We start from the raw sequence: 23373 nt of genomic DNA, 5'->3' as shown, positions 1-23373 counted from the left end.
GCGGGCCGGTCGGGCGGCGCTGCTTCCAAGCGGCGCTCTTCCGAAACGTGCCCTAGCGCAGGCCGGTCGGGCGGCGCAGCGCCGCCTGGATCAGCTTGTCCACCAGCTCCGAGTAGCTGATGCCGCTCTCCTGCCACATCCGCGGGTACATCGAGATGGGCGTGAAGCCCGGCATGGTGTTGATCTCGTTGATCACGAACTCGCCGTTCTCCTGCAGGAAGAAGTCGGCGCGGACCAGTCCCTCGCAGGACGCGGCGTCGAAGGCCTCGACCGCGAGCCGCCGCACCTCGGCGGTCTGCTCCGGGGTCAGCGGCGCGGGCACGAGACCGGCCGCAGAGTCGATGTACTTGGCCTCGAAGTCGTAGAACTCGTGCGCCGTGACCGGCGGGATCTCGGCCGGCACGCTGGCGCGCGGACCGTCCTCGAACTCGAGCACTCCGCACTCGATCTCGCGGCCGCGCAGCAGCGACTCCACCAGGATCTTGGGATCGTGGCGCTGCGCCTCGGCGATCGCGTCGTCAAGGCCGGAGAGGTCGTCGACCTTGGTGATGCCGATCGAGGAGCCGGCGCGCGCGGGCTTCACGAAGAGCGGCCAGCCGTGCTCACCGGCGAAGTCAATGATCTTCTTGCGGGCGGCGGACGGGTCCTGCTCCCACTCGCGGGGGCGGACGACCTCGAAGGGACCGACCGGCAGCCCGAAGGCGATGAACACCCGCTTCATGTACTCCTTGTCCTGGCCGACGGCCGAGGCGAGGACGCCCGAGCCGACGTACGGGACGCCGGAGAGCTCCAGCAGGCCCTGGAGGGTGCCGTCCTCGCCGTACGGACCGTGCAGCATCGGGAAGACGACGTCGACCTCGCCGAGCACCTTGGGTACGGAGCCGGGTTCGCTGTAGACGACCTCGCGGTTGGCCGGATCGACGGAGAGCACCACACCACCGTCGGCGGACTCGGCCAGCTGCTCGACGCTGGGCGTCCTGCGGTCGGCGATGGCCATCCGGTCCGGGTCGTCGGCGGTGAGCGCCCACCGGCCGTCCGTCGTGATGCCGATCGGCAGTACGTCGTACTTCGTACGGTCGATGGCCCGCAGCACGGCACCGGCGGTGACCACGGAGATTCCGTGTTCGGAGCTGCGACCGCCGAAGACGACGGCTACGCGCGGCTTGCGGAGCTGCTGCTCAGGGCTCTGGGGGAGGTTCTCGCTGCTCATATCGCGATGAGACTACCCGCTTGGAAGGCGTGGGGGGATTCCCCCCACAGGGCACCGCGAGCCACGTCAGCTGCGCTCCGGCTTGGCACTGCGTGACATCAGCTCCTTGAGCGCGACCACCGGCGGTTTGCCGTCGTGGACGATGCCGACGACCATCTCGGTGATCGGCATGTCGACCCCGTGCCGGCGCGCCAGATCGAGCACCGACTCACAGGACTTGACGCCTTCAGCGGTCTGCTTGGTGACCGCGATGGTCTCCTGGAGCGTCATGCCGCGCCCGAGGTTGGTGCCGAAGGTGTGGTTGCGGGAGAGCGGCGAGGAGCAGGTCGCGACCAGGTCGCCGAGTCCGGCGAGGCCGGAGAAGGTCATTGGGTCGGCTCCCATCACGAGGCCGAGGCGGGTGGTCTCGGCGAGGCCGCGGGTGATGAGCGAGCCCTTGGCGTTGTCGCCCAGGCCCATGCCGTCAGCGATTCCGACGGCGAGACCGATGACGTTCTTGACCGCGCCGCCGAGTTCGCAGCCGACGACGTCGGTGTTGGTGTACGGGCGGAAGTACGGGGTGTGGCAGGCGGACTGGAGGCGCCGTGCGACGGCTTCGTCGCGGCAGGCGACCACGGCCGCGGCAGGCCGGCGCTGGGCGATCTCCTTGGCGAGGTTGGGTCCGGTGACCACGGCGACCCGGTCCGCGGAGACCTTGGCGACCTCCTCGATGACCTCGCTCATCCGCTTGGCGGTGCCGAGTTCGACGCCCTTCATGAGGGAGACGAGCACGGTGTCGGGCGCCAGCAGGGGCACCCAGTCCGCGAGGTTGCCGCGCAGGGTCTGCGAGGGGATGGTGAGGACCGTGAAGTCGGCGCCGGCCGCGGCCTCGGCGGGGTCGGTGGTGGCGCGTACCGACTCCGGAAGCTCAATTCCCGGCAGATAGTCGGGGTTGGTGCGGGTGGTGTTGACGGCTTCGGCGACTTCGGGGCGGCGGGCCCAGAGGGTCACCTCGCAGCCCGCGTCGGCGAGGACCATGGCGAACGCCGTGCCCCACGAGCCGGTTCCGAATACTGCTGCCCTGGCGACTGCGCGCGTCACTTGGTGCCCTCCTCGGCGGCCTTGCGGCGCTCCTGAGCGCGGATTTCGCGCAGATCGTACGGCTTCTCGGGCGCCCGCTCGCCGCGCAGGTCCTCCAGCAGACCGGTGATGGCGGACATGATGATCTCGGTCGCCTCCTTCAGCACCTCCGGCGTCGGCTCCTGGTCGTAGAAGGGCGTGAGGTCGACCGGCGGCCCCGCCTTCACCTGGAGCGTCTTGCGGGGGAAGAAGCGGACCTTGTTCTCCTTGGCGTACGGCGGCATCGCCAAGTTGGCGCCCCACTGGGCGACGGGCACCACCGGCGCCTTGGTCAGCAGTGCCGCACGCGCCACTCCGGTCTTCGCGGTCATCGGCCACTGGCCTGGATCGCGGGTGAGAGTGCCCTCGGGGTAGAAGGCGACGCATTCACCGCGCTCCACGGCTTCCACGGCGGCGCGGAAGGCGCCGAAGGCGTTGGAGGACTCGCGATAGACGGGAATCTGGCCGGTACCTCGCAGAAGGATCCCCACACCGGGCGCTTTGAAGAGCGCGGCCTTGGCCAGGAATCGGGGCACACGTCCGGTGTTGTACTGGAAGTGACCGTAGGAGAACATGTCGAGATACGAGTTGTGATTGATGGCGGTGATAAATCCGCCGTCAGCCGGAATGTGTTCCATTCCTTGCCAGTCCCGCTTGAACAGAAGCAACAGCGGCGGTTTAGTGATGGCCGCCGCCAGGCGGTACCAGAAGCCGATTGTACGGCGGGACACTCGGACACCTTCCTCTATCACCGGGCATGCTGCCTGGCTGCTGGGGGTCAAGTGTCGCCCCAGGCCCCTGGTCTGTCGAGAACACCGTACGCCCCGGCCACAGGCCCAGCCCTCCGGATCTTCGCGGGCTCAGGCGACAATGGGCACCCGATGCGCACGGACGGAGAGCCCGCCACGAACACCGACCCGACGCCCCTCTGGTCCCTGGTCGTCCCGCTGAAGCCCCTCGTACTGGCCAAGAGCAGGCTCGCGGAGGCGGCGGACGACATTCTGCGGCCGCATCTGGCACTCGCTTTCGCCCAGGACACCGTGGCCGCAGCGCTGGCCTGCCCGGCGGTGCGGGGTGTGGCGGTCGTCACGGACGATCCCGCGGCGGCGGTCGAGCTGGCCGCACTGGGTGCGCGGATCGTTCCGGACGCTCCTGCGGCGGGACTCAACGCGGCGCTGGCGCACGGGGCCGAAGCGGTGCGGGCGGTACGGCCCGCCGCGGCGGTCGCCGCACTCAACGCCGATCTGCCCGCATTGCGTCCCGCGGAATTGGCGCGGGTCCTTGCGACAGCTTCGGTATTTCCCCGGGCATTTCTGACGGATGCGGCCGGAATCGGCACGACATTCCTCTCGGCAGCGCCCGGCGTGGAATTGCGTCCTGCTTTCGGCGGCCGCTCGCGGCTCCGGCACATGGCTTCGGGGGCTGCGGAAATCCTGCTCGACGGGGTCGATTCGGTACGGCAGGACGTGGACACCGGCGACGATCTGAAGGCCGCGCTCGCGCTCGGTGTGGGGCCGCGTACCGCGGAGCGCTGGCAGTCCGGCGTCCACGTCATGGACGGCTGAGCCCACGCCGTGGACGGCCGAGGAGGCGGATAGGCTGGCGCGTATGCAGGCGACCTCGTACACATACGACTCCGAAACCCGCAGCGGGAGCGTGCTGCTCGACGACGGCACGCCGGTGGAGTTCGATGCCGCTGCCTTCGACGCGGGTGGTCTGCGCCTGCTCCGGCCGGGCCAGCGGGTCCGTATCGAGACTGAGGGCGAGGGCACGTCCCTCCGCATCACGCTGGTGACGCTGCAGACCCTCTGACCACTGCGAACGCCACGGAAACGCCGCGGGCCGGGCTCCCCTGGGGGAGTCCGGCCCGGCGCGTGAGTGGCCCTGTGACCCTTTGCCGCTTACTTCTTCCTGGCAGCGGCCCTCTTGGCGGTCGTCTTGCGTGCCGTCGCCTTCTTGGCAGGCGCCTTCTTGGCGGTGGCCTTCTTGGCGGGGGCGGTCTTCTTGGCCGCCGCCTTCTTGGCCGTGGCCTTCTTCGCCGGAGTCGCCTTCTTGGCGGTGGCCTTCTTGGCCGTGGTCTTCTTCGCCGTGGTCTTCTTGGCGGTCGTCTTCTTTGCCGCCGTGGTCTTCTTCGCCGCGACCTTCTTCGCCGCGACCTTCTTCGCCGCGACCTTCTTGGCGGCGGCCTTCTTGACCGCTGTACGAGTGGAAGCACCGCCCGAGAGGCTTCCCTTGGGAGCCTTCTTGACGGAGACCTCGCCACCCCTGGGGAGCTTCTTCGAGCCGCTCACCAGGTCCTTGAAGCCCTGTCCCGCACGGAAGCGCGGAACGGAGGTCTTCTTGACCCGTACGCGCTCACCCGTCTGCGGGTTGCGGGCGTAACGGGCCGGACGGTCGACCTTCTCGAACGAGCCGAAGCCGGTGACCGAAACCCGGTCTCCGCCGACAACTGCGCGGACGATCGCGTCAAGTACCGCGTCGACAGCCTCGGCGGCCTGCTGACGGCCTCCGACCTTGTCGGCAATCGCTTCTACGAGCTGCGCCTTGTTCACGTCTTCCCCTTCGGAGACATTGCCGGAACGAATGCGTCCAGGCTTTTTCGCACGTTAGGCAGATATATACCGCAAATCAAACACGAAACGGGCTAATCACCCTAGTGCCGCAACGAAGTCGACCGTCGCGGAACTCCGGGTGTCAGTCGCCTTCAGGGAATCGGCCCTCGTCGAGGTCCTTCATCAAGCGGTCCAGACGCCTTGCCGCATCCGGGAGATCGTGCTTCGCCGCGGCCGTGACGACCAGCAGCTTCCGGGACAGCGCCATCCTTACGCCCTCCGGGACTTGCAGTTCACGCACCCTTGTGTGCGCTTCCTTCAATCGGGCGGCGACTGCCTCGTAGAGCTCGAGTTGGCTGTCGCGTTCCATGCACCGATTGTGCCATCTGGGGCGAGTTGTCGCCCGACAGGGTCTCAACAAGCGACTGCGCCCCCCACCGGGCGATGGGGGGCGCAGTACGGGAAAACCGCTGCTCAGACGTCAATTGTGCGGGGTTTGAAGGCCGGTCGGGATGCCTCGTAAGCGGCGATGTCTGCTTCGTTCTGAAGGGTGAGGCTGATGTCGTCGAGACCGTTCAGCAGCCGCCAGCGGGCGTTCTCGTCAAGCTCGAAGTCAGCCGTGATTCCCGTGGCCAGAACCTGTCGCTTCTCCAAGTCCACGGTGATTTCGGCAGTCGGGTCGGCCTCGGTCAGCTCCCAGAGCGCGTCCACGACCTTCTGCTCCAGAACCACCGTCAGCAGGCCGTTCTTGAGCGAGTTGCCGCGGAAGATATCGGCGAACCGGGAGGAGATGACGGTCTTGAAGCCGTAGTTCTGCAGGGCCCATACGGCGTGCTCACGGGAGGATCCGGTGCCGAAGTCGGGCCCGGCCACCAGCACCGTGGCGCCCTTGCGCTCGGGCTGGTTGAGGATGAAGGACGAATCCTTGCGCCAGGCCTCGAACAGGCCGTCCTCGAAGCCGTCGCGGGTGACCTTCTTCAGCCAGTGGGCCGGGATGATCTGGTCGGTGTCGACGTTGCTGCGGCGCAGCGGTACGGCCCGGCCGGTGTGTGCGGTGAAAGCTTCCATGGTTATCGGGCTCCAGCGGGCGTACGGGCGTCGGCGTCGGACAGATCGGCGGGGGAGGCCAGATGGCCCAGTACCGCTGTGGCCGCGGCGACCTGGGGCGAGACCAGATGGGTGCGTCCGCCCTTGCCCTGCCTGCCCTCGAAGTTGCGGTTGGAGGTGGACGCGGAGCGCTCGCCGGGGGCCAGTTGGTCGGGGTTCATGCCCAGACACATCGAGCAGCCGGCGTGCCGCCATTCGGCGCCCGCGGCGGTGAAGACCTTGTCCAGGCCCTCCTCGACGGCCTGCAGCGCGACCCGTACGGAGCCGGGGACCACCAGCATCCGTACGCCGTCGGCGACTTTGCGGCCCTCGACGATGGCGGCCACGTTGCGCAGGTCCTCGATACGGCCGTTGGTGCAGGAGCCTACGAAGACGGTGTCGACCTTGATGTCGCGCAGCGGCTGGCCGGCACTCAACCCCATGTATTCCAGGGCCTTTTCGGCGGCGTGTCGCTCCGAAGCGTCCTCGTACGAAGCCGGGTCGGGGACGTTCGCCGTCAGGGGCGCACCCTGGCCGGGGTTGGTGCCCCAGGTGACGAACGGCGCCAGTTCGGCGGCGTCGATGAACACCTCGGCGTCGAAAACGGCGTCGTCGTCGGTACGCAGGGTCTCCCAGTACGCGACAGCGGCGTCCCACTCCGCGCCCTTGGGGGCGTGGTCGCGGCCCTGCAGATAGTCGAAGGTGGTGCGGTCCGGGGCGATCATTCCGGCCCGGGCGCCCGCCTCGATCGACATATTGCAGATGGTCATCCGGGCCTCCATCGAGAGCTTCTCGATGGCGGAGCCGCGGTATTCCAGGATGTAGCCCTGGCCGCCGCCGGTACCGATCTTCGCGATGATCGCCAGGATCAGGTCCTTGGCGGTGACACTGTCGGGCAGTTCGCCCTCGACCGTGATGGCCATGGTCTTGGGGCGGGCCAGCGGCAGCGTCTGGGTGGCCAGCACATGCTCCACCTGGGAGGTGCCGATGCCGAACGCCAGCGCGCCGAAAGCGCCGTGCGTGGAGGTGTGCGAGTCGCCGCAGACCACGGTGGTACCGGGCTGGGTCAGGCCCAGCTGCGGGCCCACCACATGGACAACGCCCTGCTCGATGTCGCCCAGCGGGTGCAGACGTACGCCGAAGTCGGCACAGTTCTTACGGAGCGTTTCCAACTGGGCGCGCGAGATTGGGTCCGCGATGGGCTTGTCGATGTCCAGGGTCGGGGTGTTGTGGTCCTCGGTCGCGATGGTGAGGTCGAGGCGCCGGACCTGGCGGGCGTTCTGCCGGAGCCCGTCGAAGGCCTGGGGGCTGGTCACCTCGTGCAGCAGATGCAGATCAATGAAGAGCAGGTCGGGCTCGCCCTCTGCGCGCCGGACGACGTGGTCGTCCCAGACCTTCTCCGCGAGTGTCCTACCCATCGCTTTCCCTCCGGCCGACTGGTCCGCCGACACAACTAGAGATCTTGTGCAGAGCCCGTTGGTCCGCGGGCCGCAACTACAGCGTCGCAAGTTCCTGGGAAAATTGAACTTGCGTTTCACAGTGTGAGACGTGAATATCGTTGCATGGACAACTCTAGCGGCGTCGGCGTTCTCGACAAGGCAGCTCTGGTACTGAGCGCACTGGAGTCCGGTCCGGCCACCCTCGCCGGGCTGGTCGCGGCGACAGGGCTTGCACGACCCACGGCACATCGCCTTGCCGTGGCACTGGAACACCACCGGATGGTGGCGAGGGACATGCAGGGCCGGTTCATTCTCGGTCCGCGGCTGGCGGAGCTCGCCGCCGCGGCGGGCGAGGACCGGCTGCTGGCCACGGCCGGACCCGTACTCACGCATCTGCGCGATGTGACCGGCGAGAGCGCGCAGCTCTACCGCCGGCAGGGAGACATGCGGATCTGTGTGGCGGCGGCCGAGCGGCTGTCCGGACTGCGGGACACCGTGCCGGTCGGCTCCACGCTCACGATGAAGGCCGGCTCCTCGGCCCAGATCCTGATGGCCTGGGAGGAGCCGGAGCGCCTGCACCGCGGACTGCAGGGCGCCCGTTTCACGGCGACGGCGCTGTCCGGCGTACGGCGCCGGGGCTGGGCCCAGTCGATCGGCGAGCGTGAGCCGGGCGTCGCGTCGGTCTCCGCGCCCGTACGCGGCCCGTCCAACCGCGTGGTCGCCGCCGTCTCGGTCTCCGGGCCGATCGAGCGCCTGACGCGCCACCCGGGCCGCATGCACGCTCAGGCGGTCATCGACGCGGCGGCCCGCCTGAGCGAGGCGCTCCGCCGTAGCTGAAGCGACACGCCCTTCGGGCGTCTCCTCAATCGCCGGAGGGGCTGAATTTTCCAGCCCCTCCGGAAAACAAGCCCGGCCGGCGTTTGAGGCGGAGGGGGAGACAAGCCCCGCCGGCGATTGGGGCGCGGGAGAAACAAGCCCCGCCGGCGATTGAGGCGGAGGGAGAAACAAGCCCCGCCGGCGATTGAGGCGCGGGGCTTGGGGCGGAGCCCCAACATGAGCCTTGCCGGCGATTGAGGCGCGGGCGGAGCCCCAGGTCGCGGCCTCAGCCCTGGGTGAGCACCCGTGGGCCCGCGCACACCGCGCGCAACCGCAAGCCCCCTCCGGACTCCACGCGGACGTCCAGCGACTCCGACAGCGTCCGCAGCAGCCACAGCGCGTCGTCCGTGGACGACTCCGGCCCCGGCGGCGCGAAGCCCGCGAAGCGGCCCGGCAAGGCCGCCCCCGCCCCCGTGGCCAGCACGTCCCACACCACCGCGCCCGGCTCCTCCCAGACCCGTAGCTCCGCACCGGCCGCCGCACCCCGCGCCACCAGCCACGTCAGCGCCTCGTTCGCCAGCGTCTCGGCCAGCGCCACCCGCTCCCCCGGCAGCCCGGCCGCCTCGGCCCGCAGCCGCGCGAAACGCCGTACCGCGGCGAGTGACACGGGCAGCGCGAGCAGCGCGGCGCTCGCGGGCGGCGGCGGGAGCGGCCGCTCACCGGCCGCCGCATAAGCCTCCGGGTCCGTGTACGTCCCGCAGGGCAGCACCAGATCGCCCACCACATGGCCGGGATGGGTGGCCCAGGCGGCCTCCACGACATGGCCGGGCAGGGTCCGGGTGTCGTACGGGCAGATCAGCCGGGAGTCGGTGTGCGCGAGCAGCACATTGAGCCCGGACTCCATCCGCTTCCACTCGGCGATCTGCCGCGCGCATTTACCGGCCCAGACCGGTTCGGCGATCATCCACACCGGGCGCCCGGACATCCGGCCACGGTCCGCGTACCGCAGGAGCGCGGAGACCCGTTCCACCGGGCGACGGCCGAAGTAGGCGGTGTCCGCGGTGTCGAGTGCGTGGGCCCGCTCCCCGAGGGCGTCCCCCAGGAGTTGGATGTTGGCGGGCGTCGTCGCGGCCAGCACGGGATCCCTCGCGTCCAGCCCCTCCTCGGCGAACGGCACTGCCATCGCCAGGAATTCTTCGTCGTCGTGGTACAGACAGGCATGGTGCACAAAACCGTTGGGCCGGGCGTCACTTGACACGGTGGGCTCCCAGCCGAAGACCGGGAGTGTCGTCCCAGCCGACCAGCGCGATCACATTCCGCAGATGCGGGGCGAGGCCGGTCAGCTCCACATGATGGCCCCCATCTCGCGTTCCGGCGAAGGCAATCAGCATGCGCAGTCCGCCGAGATCGAGGAACTCGAGTCCGGAGAGCTCGAGTTGGACATCACCGTCGGTCGAGGCGATCACTTCGAGCGCGGTACGCAGATGGCGGTGGGTGTGGACGTCAACCACGCCCTCGATGCTCAGGCCCGGCGGCCGGCGGATGCGCGTGATGCGTAACTCCGCGGTGCGTACGAGGGGTTCCGCGCCGGCAGCATCCATACGCGGAGTATCCCGCCGACGCGGCCGCAGGAGGAAGGCAGAGGAAGGCAACAGACGCGAGAAGGCCCTCCGCGGTTGGCGGAGGGCCTTCTCGATGCGTACCCCCGACCGGATTCGAACCGGCGCTACCGCCTTGAGAGGGCGGCGTGCTAGGCCGCTACACAACGGGGGCTAGCTACTTGCAGGTCGATCACTCGACCGCGCTGGGCTACCAGGACTCGAACCTAGAACAACGGAACCAGAAACCGTCGTGTTGCCAATTACACCATAGCCCATGGTATAGACCAGTACCCCCGACCGGATTCGAACCGGCGCTACCGCCTTGAGAGGGCGGCGTGCTAGGCCGCTACACAACGGGGGCCCTAGCGATCCCACCCGGCAAGAGCCGGGTGATGTCACCGCACGATCATCGGGTGCGACCCTGATGATCAACGGGATGGATCTGTACCCCCGACCGGATTCGAACCGGCGCTACTGCCTTGAGAGGGCAGCGTGCTAGGCCGCTACACAACGGGGGCTTGTTACAGATGAGATCTGCGCTGGGCTACCAGGACTCGAACCTAGACTAACGGAACCAGAAACCGTCGTGCTGCCAATTACACCATAGCCCACCAAAACTCAACCCCCAGGTGGGGGTTTGTTTGGTTTGCGCTTCCCGGCCGGACCTCTCGGCCCACTCGGGCGGCGCAGGAAGAACATTACCTGAAGGTGTCCGGCGCTCCAAAACGGGTATCGCCCCGCAGCAGGCCAGGAAGCTGGTCGAGGCCGGTGATACGAGTGAGCTCAGGGTGCCCACCGAGGCCGGTGCGATCGAGCCAGATGCCGGTGAGCCCCGCGGCGACGGCGCCGCGAGCGTCGATATCGGGATGATCCCCCACATACACCACCTCCTGCGGCGTGAGGTCGATCGCGTCACAGGCGGCATGGAAGGCGCCGGCGTCGGGCTTGGAGACCCCGAGTTCGACGGCGCACACGACGGCTTCGAACCGGTCCCGTACACCGAGGGCGCGCAGCTTGCGGTCCTGGTTGTGAATGCTGGCGTTCGACAGGACGGCGTGGCGGTACTCGTCCGCCAGCACGTCCAGGACGGGCACGGTGTCGGGGAAGAGGGACCAGGCGGCCTCGAAGTGGGCGACGTGCCGTTCGAACCAGGCGTCCGCGTCCGCGTCGCTCAGCTCCGTACGGAGAAAGGACCGGACGCGGTCGCGGCGCTGCCCCTGGAAATCGGTCTCGCCGCCGGCGAACCGGGCCCAGTGCAGCTGGGTGAGCTCGCGCCACGCATCGAGGGCCTGCCCGACGGAGTCGTATCCGTCGGGCAGGCCCTCGGCGTTCAGATGCCTTTGCATGCCGACGCGGTCGGCGCTGGCGTAGTCGAAGATCGTGTCATCGATGTCCCAGAGAACCGCGCGGATCGGCATGCCGCGAGCTTAGGCCGTGAGCTTCGCCAGTGCCGCGTCGATACGGGACAGGGTCTTCTCCTTGCCCAGGATCTCCAGGGACTCGAACAGCGGCAGGCCCACCGTGCGGCCGGTGACCGCGACGCGGACCGGGGCCTGGGCCTTGCCGAGCTTCAGGCCGTGCTCCTCGCCGGCCGCCAGGACCGCGTTCTTCAGGGACTCCGCGCTGGACCAGTCCGCGGACTCCAGCTTCTCGCGGACCGTACGGAGCAGGGCGTCGGAGCCCTCCTTCATCGCCTTCGTCCAGGACGCCTCGTCCTCGACCGGCGCGTCCCGGAAGAGGAAGTCGACGTTGGCCGTGATGTCCGAGAGGACGGTGACCCGGGTCTGGGCGTACGGGGCGATCGCCTCCCAGGCCGCCTCGTCGAACTGCTCCGGGGCCCAGTTGGCGTGCGGGGCCTGCAGCCAGGGGCGGCACGCCTCGGTGAAGGCCTTCACATCGAGCCGGCGGATGTGGTCGGCGTTGATCGCCTCCGCCTTCTTCAGGTCGAAGCGGGCCGGGTTGGCGTTGACGTCCACGATGTCGAACTTCTCGACCAGCTCGGCGACCGAGAAGATGTCCTGGTCGGCGGAGTAGGACCAGCCGAGCAGCGACAGGTAGTTGATCAGACCCTCGGGGAGGAAGCCGCGCTCGCGGTACAGGTTCAGGGACGCCTGCGGGTCGCGCTTGGAGAGCTTCTTGTTGCCCTCGCCCATCACGTACGGCAGGTGGCCGAAGACCGGGATCTCCTTGGCGATGCCCAGCTCGATCAGCGCCTTGTAGAGCGCGACCTGCCGCGGGGTGGAGGACAGCAGGTCCTCGCCGCGCAGCACATGGGTGATCTCCATCAGCGCATCGTCGACCGGGTTGACCAGCGTGTACAGCGGGGCGCCGTTGGCGCGGACGATGCCGTAGTCCGGGACGTTCTCCGGAGTGAAGGTGAGCTCGCCGCGGACCAGGTCCGTGAAGGTGATCGGCTCGTCGGGCATCCGGAAGCGGACGATGGAGGTGCGGCCCTCGGCCTCGTACGCCGCCTTCTGCTCGGCGGTCAGGTCGCGGCACTTGCCGTCGTAACCGGAGGGCTTGCCGGCCGCGCGGGCGGCGTCGCGGCGGGCCTCCAGCTCAAGGGCGGTGCAGTAGCAGTGGTACGCGTAACCCCCGGCCAGGAGCTTCTCGGCGACGTCCTTGTAGAGGTCCATCCGCTGCGACTGGCGGTAGGGCGCGTGCGGGCCGCCGGTCTCGGGGCCCTCGTCCCAGTCCAGGCCCAGCCAGCGCATCGAGTCGAGCAGCTGGTTGTACGACTCCTCGGAGTCGCGGGCCGCGTCGGTGTCCTCGATGCGGAAGACCATGGTGCCGCCGTTGTGCCGGGCGAACGCCCAGTTGAACAGGGCGGTGCGGACCAGACCCACATGGGGGTTGCCGGTCGGCGAGGGACAGAAACGTACGCGGACGTTCGCGTTAGCCACGCTTGATCACCTTGTTGGTGAGAGTGCCGATGCCTTGAATGGTGACGGCGACCTCGTCGCCGACGTTGAGGGGGCCGACCCCGGCCGGGGTGCCCGTGAGGACGACGTCGCCGGGGAGCAGCGTCATCGCCTCGGAGATGTTGACGATCAGATCCTCGATGGAGTGGATCATCTGGCTCGTACGGCCGAGCTGACGCTGCTCTCCGTTGACCGTGCACTGGATCGCCAGGTCGCTCGGGTCGAGGTCGGTCTCCACCCAGGGGCCGAGCGGGCAGGAGCTGTCGAAGCCCTTGGCCCTGGCCCACTGCTTCTCGCGCTTCTGGACGTCGCGCGCGGTGACGTCATTGGCGCAGGTGTAGCCGAGGATCACGTCCTTGACGCGCTCGCGCGGGACTTCGCGGCACATCCGGCCGATGACCACGGCCAGTTCGGCCTCGTGGTGCAGTTCCTGGGAGAAGGAGGGGTATGCGATCGGGTCGCCGGGTCCGACCACCGAGGTGGACGGCTTGAAGAAGGCGAACGGCGCGTCGGGCACCTCGTTGCCGAGCTCCGCCGCGTGCTCCGCGTAGTTGCGGCCGAAGGCCACGACCTTGCTGGGGAGCACGGGCGGCAGCAGCCGGACCCGGTCCTGCGACTGCGGAGCCAGCGGGACCTTCGTACCGGAGAGCTCGAAGTCTGCGAACGGGATGCCCTTGATGATGTCGAGGACGAGGTCACCTTGGTTGATGGTTCCTTCGCCCTCGACCGCGCCGAAGGCGACATTGCCGTCGATGGAGAACCTGGCGATGCGCACGGGATGCGGGTGCCCCTCTGCTGATTGCGCTGGCTGGAGTCTGACGCTCCAGGCTAACGCGGGTGCGGGCACCGCCTCGCGTATTACTGGGCGGGGGCGTCCATCAGGACCGTACGACGCGGGTTTGCCGTCTGCATGGGAAGATCGAGTGCGTGTTCCGGCTGCTCCGGCGTCTGCAGTTCGTCGGCGTCCTCGAGGTGCGCCAGCGTGGTGCGCCGGGGGTTGGCTATGTTGCGGAACATCATCGTCGTCTTCATCTGTTGTTTCAGACCTTGTCGGGGTGCGGGCGCTTCGGTGAGCGCCGGTTGACGGATTGCCCATCCCTGTAAAGCGTCAGGCTAAACATTCAATTCCCTGCGAAAGCCCGGAAGACTCAGCGATCTACGTGTGAGTTTCCTCACGAGTTGACGGTCAATTCGGTCATTCCAGACGGTCAACCACATCCAACGAAACGGACATTGCCCCACTGAAGCCATCATTCCGCTCCTGATCATGGCGACTGGGACACCCTCCACCCCGAGTGACTCGTAGGGAAAAGTCCGTTTCCTCCGCACCCTCTTTCTACGTCTTGTGACGCAACCATCACACCGTGTCACCCAGGTCACAGCCCGGTACGCGGCTCTTGTTGGAGATCCTGCTCTGTGCTGGAATTCCACGCACCGCCGCGGGTTTCAGGCCGGCGCGCAAGGGCGCAACGCAGCGCCGAGTGGCGGCGGGGAAAGGGGATCAGCGCCGGTCACTGACGACCACCATGGGGCGCGTTCTTCGCCCCACGACGCCGACACCGTCTCGCCGTTCACGCGGAGGGACGCCTGGTCCAGAGGTTGCGACGCTAGTGCAGGGACGTTTCAAGAGGGATGGCAGCGCTGCGGCGGAACAGGAGCCGCGTGGCGGGACCGACCGCGGTTCCTCGCCCCAGCACACCCAAAACCAGGGACCGGCAGCGCCCGGCGACAGCGGTGACCGTGCCGCGCGCCCCGGTGCGGCCGCACCGGGCGGCGACGGGCCCAAGCCCCCGCTGAAATCCAAGGGACCCACGGACACCGGTTCGCGAATAGCCCTGCGCAACTGGCGCATCAGCACGCGTCTGGTGTCCCTGCTCACCCTGCCGGTCGTCGCGGCGACCACGCTGGGCGGACTCCGTATCAATCAGTCCATGGACGATATGAAGCAGCTGGAGCACATGCAGCTGCTGACGGACATGACCAAGCAGGCGACCGCGCTGGCGGAGAAGCTCCAGGCGGAGCGCGACCTGTCCGCGGGCCCGCTGGCCAACGGCGCGAGCGTCGCCGACTTCAAGGTCTCGGAACCACGAGCGGCGACCGACCGGGCCAGGACCTCCTTCCTCGAGACCACCCGGGGCATCCCCAACACGGAGAACGATCAGGCGCTGGAGAGCATCCGCGCCAACGCGAACGAGATCGCCGTCCAGGTCAACGCGCTGACCAAGATCCGCGAGACCGCCTACGCCCCGGGCGCCCCGCACTCCCAGACCATCGAGGCCTACAGCCGGCTGATCCAGTCGCTGCTGAGCCTCTCCCAGGACATGGCCCAGGCGACCAGCAACCCGGAGATGATCAAGAGGACGCGTGCCCTGGCGGCGTTCTCCTCCGCCAAGGAATTCGCCTCCATCCAGCGTGCGGTCATCGCCGCCGCTCTCCCGGGCGGTGCCGACGATAAGGCCCCGGGCCTCAGCGAGCCCGACCGGCTCTACGGTCTGGCCAACCTGGAGAACGGCAAGACGGAGATCAAGGCCTTCAGGGCGATCTACTCGTCCATCGGCGGCAACGCCGATGAACTGACCGACCCGCTGGAGAACGGCAACCCCACGATCAAGGCGTCCGAGCTCTACGCCAAGCGCGTGCTCGACACCAAGGGCGGTCTGGCCACCCAGCCCAAGCGTTCCCACCTGGACTGGACCGACGACTACTCGGTCCGCATCAGGGCGATGGGCACCATCGAGGCCACACTGCTCGGCCAGATGGAGGCCAAGGCGCGCGAGCTGCGCCAGCAGTCGCAGCGCGACGCGATCATCAACGGTGCGCTCATCCTCGTCGTCCTCGGCGTCTCGCTCGTCGGCGCCTTCGTCGTGGCCCGCTCCATGATCCGCTCCCTGCGCAGGCTGCAGGACACCGCCACCAAGGTCGCCCAGGACCGGCTGCCCGAGCTGGTCAAGCAGCTCTCCGAGGCCGACCCGCAGGACGTCGACACCTCGGTGGAGTCCGTCGGTGTGCACTCCAGGGACGAGATCGGCCAGGTGGCCGCGGCCTTCGACGACGTGCACCGCGAGGCGGTCCGCCTCGCCGCCGAGCAGGCGCTGCTGCGAGGCAACGTCAACGCGATGTTCACCAACCTCTCGCGCCGCAGCCAGGGTCTTATCCAGCGTCAGCTCTCGCTCATCTCCGAGCTGGAGTCCCGCGAGGCCGACCCGGACCAGCTGTCCTCCCTCTTCAAGCTGGACCACCTCGCGACCCGTATGCGCCGGAACGGCGAAAACCTCCTCGTCCTCGCGGGCGAGGAGCCGGGCCGCCGGTGGACCCGGCCGGTTCCGCTGGTCGACGTGCTCCGTGCCGCCGCCTCCGAGGTGGAGCAGTACGAGCGCATCGAACTCGCCTCGGTCCCGGCGACCGAGGTCGCGGGACGCGTCGTCAACGACCTTGTGCACCTCCTCGCCGAGCTGCTCGAGAACGCGACGTCCTTCTCCTCCCCGCAGACCAAGGTCCGCGTCACCGGTCACGCGCTGCCCGACGGGCGTGTGCTCGTCGAGATCCACGACACCGGTATCGGTCTCTCGCCCGAGGACCTCGCGGCGATCAACGAGCGGCTCGCCTCGCCGCCCACCGTGGACGTCTCGGTGTCGCGACGGATGGGTCTGTTCGTGGTCGGCCGGCTGTCCCTGCGACACGGCATCCGTATCCAGCTGCGTCCCTCCGACTCCGGCGGTACGACCGCGCTGGTCATGCTGCCCGTCGATGTCGCCAACGGCGGCAAGAAGGTCCCGAGCATGCCCGGTGCGGGCGGCCAGGGCGCCGTTCCCTCGGCGCCCGGCGGCCGTCCGGGCGGCGGTCCCGGTGCGAACGGTGGCGGCCGTCCCGGTCTCGGCGGTGCTCCCTCGGGCGGACTGGGCGGCGCTCCGGCCGGCGGCCGGTTCGGCGCCGGTGCGCCGCGCGGCCAGGTCGGTGCGGGCGCGGCTCCGCGTGCCGCGCTGCCGCCCCGCCAGGGACAGGGTCAGGGTCAGCAGGGCGGTCAGAGCCAGGGTCAGGGCGGCGGTCTCGCCGGCGCCTTCGGCTCGGGCACGGGCCGGGGCGCCCCGAGCGCTCCGGTGCGCAACGAGGCGCGCCAGAACGGCTTCCAGCAGGGTGCTCCGGGCGCGGGTGACCGCGGCCGTCAGCTGCCGCCCTCCGGCGGCCCGCGTGCCGAGCTGCCCGGTGGCAGCTCCTCGCACCGCCGGGAGGAGCCGCAGCGTCCACAGCGGCCGCAGCGGCCGCAGGCCACCAGCTGGGGCAGCGAGCAGCCGTCCGCCCCGCAGCAGCGTCCGTCCGCGGATGCGCCGCGCGGCCACGAGGACAACGAGTCCACCCGCGGTCCCGGCTCCACGGCCGAGTTCGCACGGCCCGACTTCAACGGGCCGCCGCCGCGCGGCGGTGACCGGGGCGCAGGTTCCGGTGCCGATTCCACCGGGCAGTTCGTACGTCCCGATGTCTTCGGCGCCCAGGACTCCTCGTCCTCGGGGCAGTTCGCCCGTCCGAACACAGGCGCCCCGCAGCCGCCGGCCCCCTCCGCCAACCCGCGTCGGCGCGGTGGCCGGGACACCGCCGACTACGGAGTGCCGCGTCCGGCGCACAACGCACTGCCGCCCCAGCCTCAGCCGGAGGCACTGCCGCCGGCCGGTCCCGGCGACGGCCGTACGCCGCTCTACGACACCCTTGAGACGAACTGGTTCCACGGCCCGCAGAGCGGTCAGCCCGCCGAGCAGCCGCAGGCTCCCGCCGTCCCGCCGCAGCCGACGGAGCGTCCCGCTCCGCCGATGCCGCAGCGCACCCCGGCGCCGACCCCGGTGACCCCGGGCAACGCGCCCAACGCGAGTGGTGCCACCTGGCGCACCTCGCCCAATGACGAGTTGGTACGCCAGGCCGAGCGGGTCAGGAAGCCCGCGGCGGGCGGCGTCACCACCTCCGGTCTGCCTCGCCGGGTCCCGCGCGCCAACCTTGTGCCGGGCACCGCGCAGGAGCAGAACCACCAGGCCGGTCCGCAGGTTTCGCGTGCTCCCGATGACGTACGCGGCCGGCTGACCAATCTCCGTCGGGGCATTCAGCAGGGTCGTCAGCAGAGCAGCTCGACGACCGGCAGCTTCGACCTCGGCCCCACTCACCAGCAGGAGCGTTAGTTGAGTCCGATGAGCCAGGCGGCGCAGAATCTGAACTGGTTGATCACCAACTTCGTGGACAACACCCCTGGGGTGTCTCACACGGTGGTGGTCTCCGCCGACGGTCTTCTGCTGGCGATGTCCGAAGGTTTCCCGCGTGACCGCGCCGATCAGCTGGCGGCCGTGGCGTCCGGACTCACCTCGCTGACCGCGGGGGCGTCCCGGATCTTCGAAGGCGGTCCGGTCAGCCAGACCGTCGTCGAGATGGAGCGCGGTTTCCTCTTCCTCATGTCCGTCTCGGACGGTTCCTCGCTGGCCGTACTCGCGCACCCCGACTGCGACATCGGCCTCGTCGGCTACGAGATGGCACTTCTGGTGGACCGGGCCGGCAGTGTCCTCACTCCGGACCTGCGCGCCGAGCTTCAGGGAAGCCTTTTGCACTGAACCGCCTCCCCCCACAGGTAATTCAGGTACGCGCCACCGCACAGCCACTGTCAGGTCGCCAAGGCCCCCCACCGGCCCAGTCAGACGGCACGCAGACCACTTGCTGTCACGCCCGGAGGATTCATGACCCCGCCACCCGCCTCTCACGATCCGTACGGCGCCTCAGTCGACGCGTCGTACGGATTTGAAGGCGATCAGCCGCTGGTCCGTCCGTACGCCATGACCGGCGGCCGGACCCGGCCGCGCTACCAGCTCGCCATCGAGGCACTGGTCAGCACCACGGCCGACCCGGCGCACCTCGGGACACTGCTCCCCGAGCACCAGCGGATCTGTCACCTGTGCCGTGAGGTCAAGTCGGTGGCAGAGGTGTCGGCGCTGTTGTCGATGCCGCTCGGGGTCGCGCGGATCCTCGTGGCCGACCTGGCGGAGGCGGGCATGGTGGCGATCCATCAGCCGGGCAACGGAGAGGCCGGCGGCACGCCGGACGTGACACTGCTCGAAAGGGTGCTCAGTGGACTTCGCAAGCTCTAGCGGCGGTGGGGCACGGTCGACCACCTCCGCGAAGATCGTGGTGGCGGGCGGCTTCGGCGTGGGCAAGACCACGTTCGTCGGCGCCGTCTCGGAGATCAACCCGCTGCGTACCGAAGCCGTCATGACCAGCGCCTCCGCGGGCATCGACGACCTGACCCACACCGGGGACAAGACCACCACCACGGTGGCCATGGACTTCGGCCGTATCACCCTGGACCAGGACCTGATCCTGTACCTGTTCGGCACGCCCGGCCAGGACCGCTTCTGGTTCATGTGGGACGACCTCGTCCGCGGCGCGATCGGCGCCATCGTGCTGGTCGACACCCGCCGCCTCGCCGACTGCTTCCCGGCGGTCGACTACTTCGAGAACAGCGGGCTGCCGTTCGTCGTCGCCCTCAATGGCTTCGAGGGACATCAGCCCTACAACCCCGAAGAAGTACGCGAAGCCCTGCAGATCGGCCCGGACGCACCCATCATCACCACCGACGCCCGCCACCGCGCGGACGCCAAGAGCGCACTCATCACCCTGGTCGAGCACGCCCTGATGGCCCGGCTCAAGTAGACGGCGAGATACGGCAGTTGTCGTAGTTGTATGGGGGTGGGCTGTGTCCTTTGACACGGCCCGCCTTCGTGTTCATAACATTTCGAGAGAGAATTAACGCGCCTCGGACACCCGCCGCGTACGACTGGTACCGCTGCGCTCATATTGACCTCGCCATTTGATGCGGCTTGACATTTATGCCCGTTTTATCTGAGGCGTACGCCACTCGGAATGGTGGATTCCAACTGTTTGGAACGGACCCCTTCCACGTGCTGGAATTCGGCGAACTCCCCAGTAGTAGAGCTCTGAACGAAACACACGGCACAGCGTAGGTGCCGACGCCGAGAGGTTGTTGGTCGAGTGAGGCGAAGCATGACGAGCTCCGCAGAGCAGCAGGCGCGGGGCAACTTCACCCCGCCGCAGCGCGCAGCGGCGTCGCCTGCGATTGAGCCCGGTCCGCCGGCCCCGGCCGCCGGCAGCTCAAGCCGGCTGTCCCCGCGCAACTGGCGAGTGCCCACCCGCCTGAACGCGATCCTCCTCATCCCCGTGCTCGTCGGGCTGGTGATGGGCGGCTTCCAGGTCAAGTCCTCCATCAACACCTGGAACGAGGCGCAGGACGCCGAGAAGACGGCGCTGATCGTGCGCGCCGCCTCGGAGTACGGCCAGGCACTGCTCAACGAGCGTGACCTCACGGCGCCGTATCTGCTCGCCGGTGCCCGCAAGGATCCGACCGTCACCAAGGCGTACGCGACCACGGACGACGCGAAGCAGAAGTTCGACCTGGCCGTCCAGGACCTGCCCGAGAAGCAGGGCCTGGAGCGCCGTCTGAGTCTCTTCCGGGCCGAGGAGCCCAGCCTCGCCGACCTGCGCAAGACCGCGTACATCGAGGGCATCGAGTCCAAGTCCGCGGTCGGCACCGAAGAGGGCTACGTCAAGGTCCAGCACTCGCTGATGGAGTTCTCCAACGAGCTCGGCCTCGGCACCGGCAACATCACCAGCTACGGCCGTACGGTCTACGCGATCCAGCTGGCCAAGGCCGCCGCGTCGCTGCAGCGCTCCATCGGCCTGCACCTGCTGATCCGTCCCAGCGGGGACGACACGACCCGCGCCAAGCAGACCATCGCGTTCAACTCGTACAACTACCTTGAGCAGATCGCGCTCGGTGAGTACGTCTCCGGCGGTACGCAGGAAGACACCGACAACCTGCAGCAGATCATGGCGGGCAAGGCCGTCGCGGGCGAGAAGCAGCTGAAGGCCGCCGGTCTCAACCCGCCGCGGGACCCGAAGGGCAACGTCCTGCCCGGCATGGCCGCCAAGATCGGCCAGGGGCTGAGCCCCAAGCAGCTGAAGAAGATCGACGTCACGCCCACCACCTGGATGGGCGCGTCCACCGCCAAGTTCGACGGCTACACCGAGATCGAGAACAACCTCGTCGACAAGGCCGTGACCGAGGCCGCCCAGATCTCCGACGACGCCAAGCAGGACGCCATCGTCAACGGCGCCATCGTCGTGATCGCCCTGCTCACCGCCTTCATCCTGGCCGGGCTCATGGCCCGCCAGATGAGCCGCTCGATGCGCCAGCTGCGTACCGCCGCGTTCGGCATCGCCGAGCAGCGTCTGCCGATGCTGGTCGACCAGCTCTCGCGTACGGAGCCGGGCCGCGTCGACACCCGTGTGCAGCCGATCCCGATCGACACCCTGGACGAGATCGGCGAAGTCGCCCGCGCCTTCGACCAGGTCCACCGCGAGGCCGTCCGGCTCGCCGCCGAGCAGGCCATGCTCCGTGGCAACGTCAACGCGATCTTCACCAACCTCTCTCGCCGTAACCAGTCGCTGATCGAGGGCCAGCTGACCCTGATCACCGACCTGGAGAACAACGAGGCCGACCCGGACCAGCTGGAGAACCTCTTCAAGCTGGACCACCTGGCGACCCGTATGCGCCGCAACGGCGAGAACCTCCTGGTCCTCGCCGGCGAGGAGCCGGGGCGCCGCTGGAACCAGCCGGTGCCGCTGGTCGACGTGCTCCGCGCCGCCTCCTCGGAGGTGGAGTCCTACGAGCGCATCGAGATGACGGGCGTCCCGGAGACGGACATCCACGGCCAGGCCGTGACCGACCTTGTGCATCTGCTGGCCGAGCTGCTGGAGAACGCCACGACGTTCTCCTCGCCGCAGACCAAGGTCCGCGTGACAGCCACCCGGCTGCCCGACGGTCGCGTCATGGTCGAGATCCACGACAAGGGCATCGGCCTGACCGCCGAGGACTTCGCCGACATCAACCACAAGCTGGCCAACCCGCCGACGGTGGACGCCGCTGTCTCGCAGCGCATGGGCCTGTTCGTGGTCGGCCGCCTCGCCGACCGGCACGGCATCCGGGTCCAGCTGCGCCCCTCGGGCGAGCAGGCCGGCACCACCTCACTGGTCATGCTTCCCGACGCCATCACCCACGGTGGCGGTGGCGAGGCACTGCCCGAGGACGACTTCACGGTCTCCCAGATCATTCCGGAGCAGCAGTCGTTCGAGCCCGCTCCGATCCAGGCCCCGCCGATGCGCACGGCCGCGGAACTCGGCTTCGACGACTCCCGGTACGACGATCCCTCGGACGCCTCTCCGCAGCTCGACCCGGTGGGCCGCTCGCTGATGCGTGAGGAGCGCCGTGCCGCGCTGGAGGCGCAGGCACAGGGCGGCGAGCACCCGCTCTACCGCGACGAGGTGGACTACTCGCAGGGGCAGCAGCAGTACGCCTCCGAGTACGGCCAGGACTACTCGCAGGAGTACGCCCAGGAGCAGCCGCAGGCGTACGACGGCTACCAGCAGTCCGGCGGTTACCCGGAGCCCCAGGAGCACCACGAGTCGGCATATGCGGAAGCCAATTACCAGGCTCCGCAGACCCAGGATTCTCAGTACGACGGCCAGTTCGACACCCAGTCCCACCAGGGAGACTGGTCGAATCAAGGTACGTACCAGGGTGGGTTCGAGCCGGATTACCGGAGCGAACCGGAATCTGCACCCAGCGCCCCCACGAACGTCTCCGAGCGCGTAGGCTTCGAACGTCCGGGACCCGCTCCGAGCAGCAGTCACGCAACGACCAACGCCGGTCTGCCGCGGCGCGGCAGCATTCAGCAGTCGCAGCCCCAGCAGCAGTGGCAGCAGCCCGCCGAGCAGGCCAAACAGGCTCCGCAGGGCGCTCAGGCCGAGGCGGACGGCAGCAGCAACGGTGCCGGCTCCGAGGACTGGCGCTCGACCAACGACGAGCGCTGGCAGCGGGCGGAGAAGCTCCGCGAGCCGAAGGCGGGCGGGGTCACCTCCTCCGGTCTGCCGCGGCGGGTGCCCAAGGCGAACCTCGTCGAGGGCACGGCTGAGCAGACCCCGCAGGGCGGACCTCAGGTCTCCCGCGCCCCTGAGGACGTGCGTGGCAGGTTGAGCAACCTGCGGCGCGGTGTCCAGCAGGGACGCAACGCGGGGACGGACACGAACGGATCGGGCTTCGGCCCGGGCAGTAGTACCTACAACCAGGAGCGTTAGTGTGAGCCCGATGAGCCAGGCGGCGCAGAATCTGAACTGGTTGATCACCAACTTCGTGGACAACACCCCTGGGGTGTCCCACACCGTGGTGGTCTCCGCCGACGGACTCCTGCTGGCGATGTCCGAAGGTTTCCCGCGTGACCGCGCCGATCAGCTGGCGGCCGTAGCCTCCGGGCTGACCTCGCTGACCGCGGGAGCGTCCCGGATCTTCGAAGGCGGTGCGGTCAACCAGACGGTGGTGGAGATGGAACGAGGCTTCCTCTTCATCATGTCCGTCTCCGACGGTTCCTCGCTGGCCGTACTCGCACACCCCGAGGCCGACATCGGCCTGGTGGGTTACGAGATGGCTCTGCTCGTGGACCGGGCGGGCAGTGTGCTCACCCCGGACCTGCGTGCAGAGCTCCAGGGAAGTCTTCTCAACTAACAGGCAGACAGTGCGTTTCACGCCACCGCACCGTAGTGTGCGGTGGC

22 protein-coding genes and 5 tRNA genes are annotated in these 23373 nt (G+C 68.7%); 9 read left to right on the top strand and 18 right to left on the bottom strand.

Translation table 11 applies throughout. The features are described 5' to 3' along the window. Positions 1-52 precede the first annotated feature (52 nt). The 3 genes from OG735_RS30340 to OG735_RS30330 form a co-directional block, all read right to left on the bottom strand. Positions 53-1210, bottom strand: a complete 1158-nt coding sequence (locus OG735_RS30340) for a D-alanine--D-alanine ligase family protein (RefSeq protein ID WP_327326313.1) — start codon at positions 1208-1210, stop codon at positions 53-55. A 66-nt stretch (positions 1211-1276) separates the two neighbouring features. After that, positions 1277-2290 carry an NAD(P)H-dependent glycerol-3-phosphate dehydrogenase gene (locus tag OG735_RS30335; RefSeq protein ID WP_327326312.1) on the bottom strand — a complete coding sequence of 338 codons (1014 nt, stop codon included), beginning with the start codon at positions 2288-2290 and terminating at the stop codon, positions 1277-1279. Continuing rightward, positions 2287-3039, bottom strand: a complete 753-nt coding sequence (locus OG735_RS30330; RefSeq protein ID WP_327326311.1) for a lysophospholipid acyltransferase family protein — start codon at positions 3037-3039, stop codon at positions 2287-2289. The genes OG735_RS30335 and OG735_RS30330 overlap by 4 nt, the downstream gene beginning before the upstream one ends. 150 nt (positions 3040-3189) lie before the next feature. On the opposite strand from OG735_RS30330, the gene cofC reads away from it, so the two are divergent. Further along, entirely contained in the window at positions 3190-3873 is a 684-nt protein-coding gene (gene cofC, locus OG735_RS30325) for a 2-phospho-L-lactate guanylyltransferase (protein WP_327326310.1), read from the top strand. 43 nt (positions 3874-3916) lie between these two features. Then, positions 3917-4120 (top strand): hypothetical protein, encoded by a 204-nt coding sequence (locus tag OG735_RS30320; RefSeq protein ID WP_327326309.1) that lies wholly within the window; start codon positions 3917-3919, stop codon positions 4118-4120. Positions 4121-4209: 89 nt separating this feature from the next. On the opposite strand, the gene OG735_RS30315 is transcribed toward OG735_RS30320, so the two are convergent. From OG735_RS30315 to leuC, 4 genes are all read right to left on the bottom strand, one after another. Further along, positions 4210-4860: an HU family DNA-binding protein gene (locus OG735_RS30315; protein ID WP_327326308.1), complete on the bottom strand. Its 651-nt coding sequence runs from the start codon at positions 4858-4860 to the stop codon at positions 4210-4212. Between the two features lie 142 nt (positions 4861-5002). Then, complete coding sequence (locus OG735_RS30310; RefSeq protein WP_215177549.1) at positions 5003-5230, bottom strand: hypothetical protein; 228 nt, start codon at positions 5228-5230, stop codon at positions 5003-5005. A 104-nt stretch (positions 5231-5334) separates the two neighbouring features. Further along, positions 5335-5928: a 3-isopropylmalate dehydratase small subunit gene (gene leuD, locus OG735_RS30305; RefSeq protein ID WP_327326307.1), complete on the bottom strand. Its 594-nt coding sequence runs from the start codon at positions 5926-5928 to the stop codon at positions 5335-5337. A gap of 2 nt (positions 5929-5930) precedes the next feature. Further along, positions 5931-7364, bottom strand: coding sequence for a 3-isopropylmalate dehydratase large subunit (leuC, locus tag OG735_RS30300; protein ID WP_327326306.1), 1434 nt, complete (start codon positions 7362-7364; stop codon positions 5931-5933). A gap of 144 nt (positions 7365-7508) precedes the next feature. On the opposite strand from leuC, the gene ndgR reads away from it, so the two are divergent. Then, on the top strand, positions 7509-8222 hold the full coding sequence (gene ndgR, locus OG735_RS30295; protein ID WP_327326305.1) for an IclR family transcriptional regulator NdgR: 714 nt from the start codon (positions 7509-7511) through the stop codon (positions 8220-8222). Positions 8223-8487: 265 nt separating this feature from the next. Here ndgR and OG735_RS30290 read toward each other — a convergent pair whose 3' ends face one another. The 11 genes from OG735_RS30290 to OG735_RS30240 all read right to left on the bottom strand — a co-directional run bounded on the left by OG735_RS30290 (position 8488) and on the right by OG735_RS30240 (position 13755). Further along, entirely contained in the window at positions 8488-9459 is a 972-nt protein-coding gene (locus tag OG735_RS30290) for an MEDS domain-containing protein (RefSeq protein WP_327326304.1), read from the bottom strand. Continuing rightward, entirely contained in the window at positions 9449-9802 is a 354-nt protein-coding gene (locus OG735_RS30285; protein ID WP_327326303.1) for an STAS domain-containing protein, read from the bottom strand. Before OG735_RS30285 ends, OG735_RS30290 begins: the two co-directional genes overlap by 11 nt. A gap of 99 nt (positions 9803-9901) precedes the next feature. Then, positions 9902-9974, bottom strand: a tRNA-Glu gene (locus OG735_RS30280). 31 nt (positions 9975-10005) lie between these two features. Further along, positions 10006-10077, bottom strand: a tRNA-Gln gene (locus OG735_RS30275). Positions 10078-10090: 13 nt separating this feature from the next. Next, positions 10091-10163: transfer RNA gene (locus OG735_RS30270), tRNA-Glu, on the bottom strand. A gap of 84 nt (positions 10164-10247) precedes the next feature. Beyond that, positions 10248-10320, bottom strand: a tRNA-Glu gene (locus tag OG735_RS30265). A gap of 21 nt (positions 10321-10341) precedes the next feature. Continuing rightward, a tRNA-Gln gene (locus tag OG735_RS30260) sits at positions 10342-10413 on the bottom strand. A gap of 87 nt (positions 10414-10500) precedes the next feature. Further along, positions 10501-11220 carry an HAD family hydrolase gene (locus OG735_RS30255; protein ID WP_327326302.1) on the bottom strand — a complete coding sequence of 240 codons (720 nt, stop codon included), beginning with the start codon at positions 11218-11220 and terminating at the stop codon, positions 10501-10503. A gap of 9 nt (positions 11221-11229) precedes the next feature. Beyond that, positions 11230-12705 carry a glutamate--tRNA ligase gene (gltX, locus tag OG735_RS30250; RefSeq protein WP_327326301.1) on the bottom strand — a complete coding sequence of 492 codons (1476 nt, stop codon included), beginning with the start codon at positions 12703-12705 and terminating at the stop codon, positions 11230-11232. Then, on the bottom strand, positions 12698-13498 hold the full coding sequence (locus tag OG735_RS30245; RefSeq protein WP_327326300.1) for a fumarylacetoacetate hydrolase family protein: 801 nt from the start codon (positions 13496-13498) through the stop codon (positions 12698-12700). Before OG735_RS30245 ends, gltX begins: the two co-directional genes overlap by 8 nt. An 83-nt stretch (positions 13499-13581) precedes the next feature. Next, positions 13582-13755, bottom strand: a complete 174-nt coding sequence (locus OG735_RS30240) for a hypothetical protein (RefSeq protein WP_327326299.1) — start codon at positions 13753-13755, stop codon at positions 13582-13584. Between the two features lie 578 nt (positions 13756-14333). Here OG735_RS30240 and OG735_RS30235 point away from each other — a divergent pair. The 6 genes from OG735_RS30235 (at position 14334) to OG735_RS30210 (ending at position 23326) form a co-directional block, all read left to right on the top strand. Beyond that, positions 14334-17885 (top strand): sensor histidine kinase, encoded by a 3552-nt coding sequence (locus OG735_RS30235; RefSeq protein ID WP_327326298.1) that lies wholly within the window; start codon positions 14334-14336, stop codon positions 17883-17885. 9 nt (positions 17886-17894) lie between these two features. Continuing rightward, a complete protein-coding gene (locus OG735_RS30230) occupies positions 17895-18308 on the top strand; it encodes a roadblock/LC7 domain-containing protein (protein WP_005311457.1) in 414 nt (137 codons plus the stop codon). Between the two features lie 123 nt (positions 18309-18431). Beyond that, positions 18432-18839: a DUF742 domain-containing protein gene (locus OG735_RS30225; RefSeq protein WP_327326297.1), complete on the top strand. Its 408-nt coding sequence runs from the start codon at positions 18432-18434 to the stop codon at positions 18837-18839. Next, on the top strand, positions 18820-19401 hold the full coding sequence (locus OG735_RS30220; protein ID WP_327326296.1) for a GTP-binding protein: 582 nt from the start codon (positions 18820-18822) through the stop codon (positions 19399-19401). Before OG735_RS30225 ends, OG735_RS30220 begins: the two co-directional genes overlap by 20 nt. A 339-nt stretch (positions 19402-19740) precedes the next feature. Further along, positions 19741-22902: a nitrate- and nitrite sensing domain-containing protein gene (locus tag OG735_RS30215; protein ID WP_442812516.1), complete on the top strand. Its 3162-nt coding sequence runs from the start codon at positions 19741-19743 to the stop codon at positions 22900-22902. A gap of 10 nt (positions 22903-22912) precedes the next feature. After that, complete coding sequence (locus OG735_RS30210) at positions 22913-23326, top strand: roadblock/LC7 domain-containing protein (protein WP_053725133.1); 414 nt, start codon at positions 22913-22915, stop codon at positions 23324-23326. The last annotated feature ends 47 nt before the right edge of the window (positions 23327-23373 follow it).

The sequence above is a fragment of the Streptomyces sp. NBC_01210 genome (assembly GCF_036010325.1).
In the GTDB taxonomy this organism is placed as follows: Bacteria; Actinomycetota; Actinomycetes; order Streptomycetales; family Streptomycetaceae; genus Streptomyces.
This window is presented reverse-complemented; position numbering and strand designations above follow the sequence as displayed.

What these genes read in the sequence shown, in the direction of transcription:
- OG735_RS30340 (WP_327326313.1), bottom strand. Translation starts at nt 1,210, where the DNA reads ATGAGCAGCGAGAACCTCCCCCAGAGCCCTGAGCAGCAGCTCCGCAAG.
- cofC (WP_327326310.1), top strand. Translation starts at nt 3,190, where the DNA reads ATGCGCACGGACGGAGAGCCCGCCACGAACACCGACCCGACGCCCCTC.
- OG735_RS30320 (WP_327326309.1), top strand. Translation starts at nt 3,917, where the DNA reads ATGCAGGCGACCTCGTACACATACGACTCCGAAACCCGCAGCGGGAGC.
- OG735_RS30310 (WP_215177549.1), bottom strand. Translation starts at nt 5,230, where the DNA reads ATGGAACGCGACAGCCAACTCGAGCTCTACGAGGCAGTCGCCGCCCGA.
- leuD (WP_327326307.1), bottom strand. Translation starts at nt 5,928, where the DNA reads ATGGAAGCTTTCACCGCACACACCGGCCGGGCCGTACCGCTGCGCCGC.
- leuC (WP_327326306.1), bottom strand. Translation starts at nt 7,364, where the DNA reads ATGGGTAGGACACTCGCGGAGAAGGTCTGGGACGACCACGTCGTCCGG.
- ndgR (WP_327326305.1), top strand. Translation starts at nt 7,509, where the DNA reads ATGGACAACTCTAGCGGCGTCGGCGTTCTCGACAAGGCAGCTCTGGTA.
- OG735_RS30285 (WP_327326303.1), bottom strand. Translation starts at nt 9,802, where the DNA reads ATGGATGCTGCCGGCGCGGAACCCCTCGTACGCACCGCGGAGTTACGC.
- OG735_RS30255 (WP_327326302.1), bottom strand. Translation starts at nt 11,220, where the DNA reads ATGCCGATCCGCGCGGTTCTCTGGGACATCGATGACACGATCTTCGAC.
- OG735_RS30240 (WP_327326299.1), bottom strand. Translation starts at nt 13,755, where the DNA reads ATGAAGACGACGATGATGTTCCGCAACATAGCCAACCCCCGGCGCACC.
- OG735_RS30230 (WP_005311457.1), top strand. Translation starts at nt 17,895, where the DNA reads ATGAGCCAGGCGGCGCAGAATCTGAACTGGTTGATCACCAACTTCGTG.
- OG735_RS30225 (WP_327326297.1), top strand. Translation starts at nt 18,432, where the DNA reads ATGACCCCGCCACCCGCCTCTCACGATCCGTACGGCGCCTCAGTCGAC.
- OG735_RS30210 (WP_053725133.1), top strand. Translation starts at nt 22,913, where the DNA reads ATGAGCCAGGCGGCGCAGAATCTGAACTGGTTGATCACCAACTTCGTG.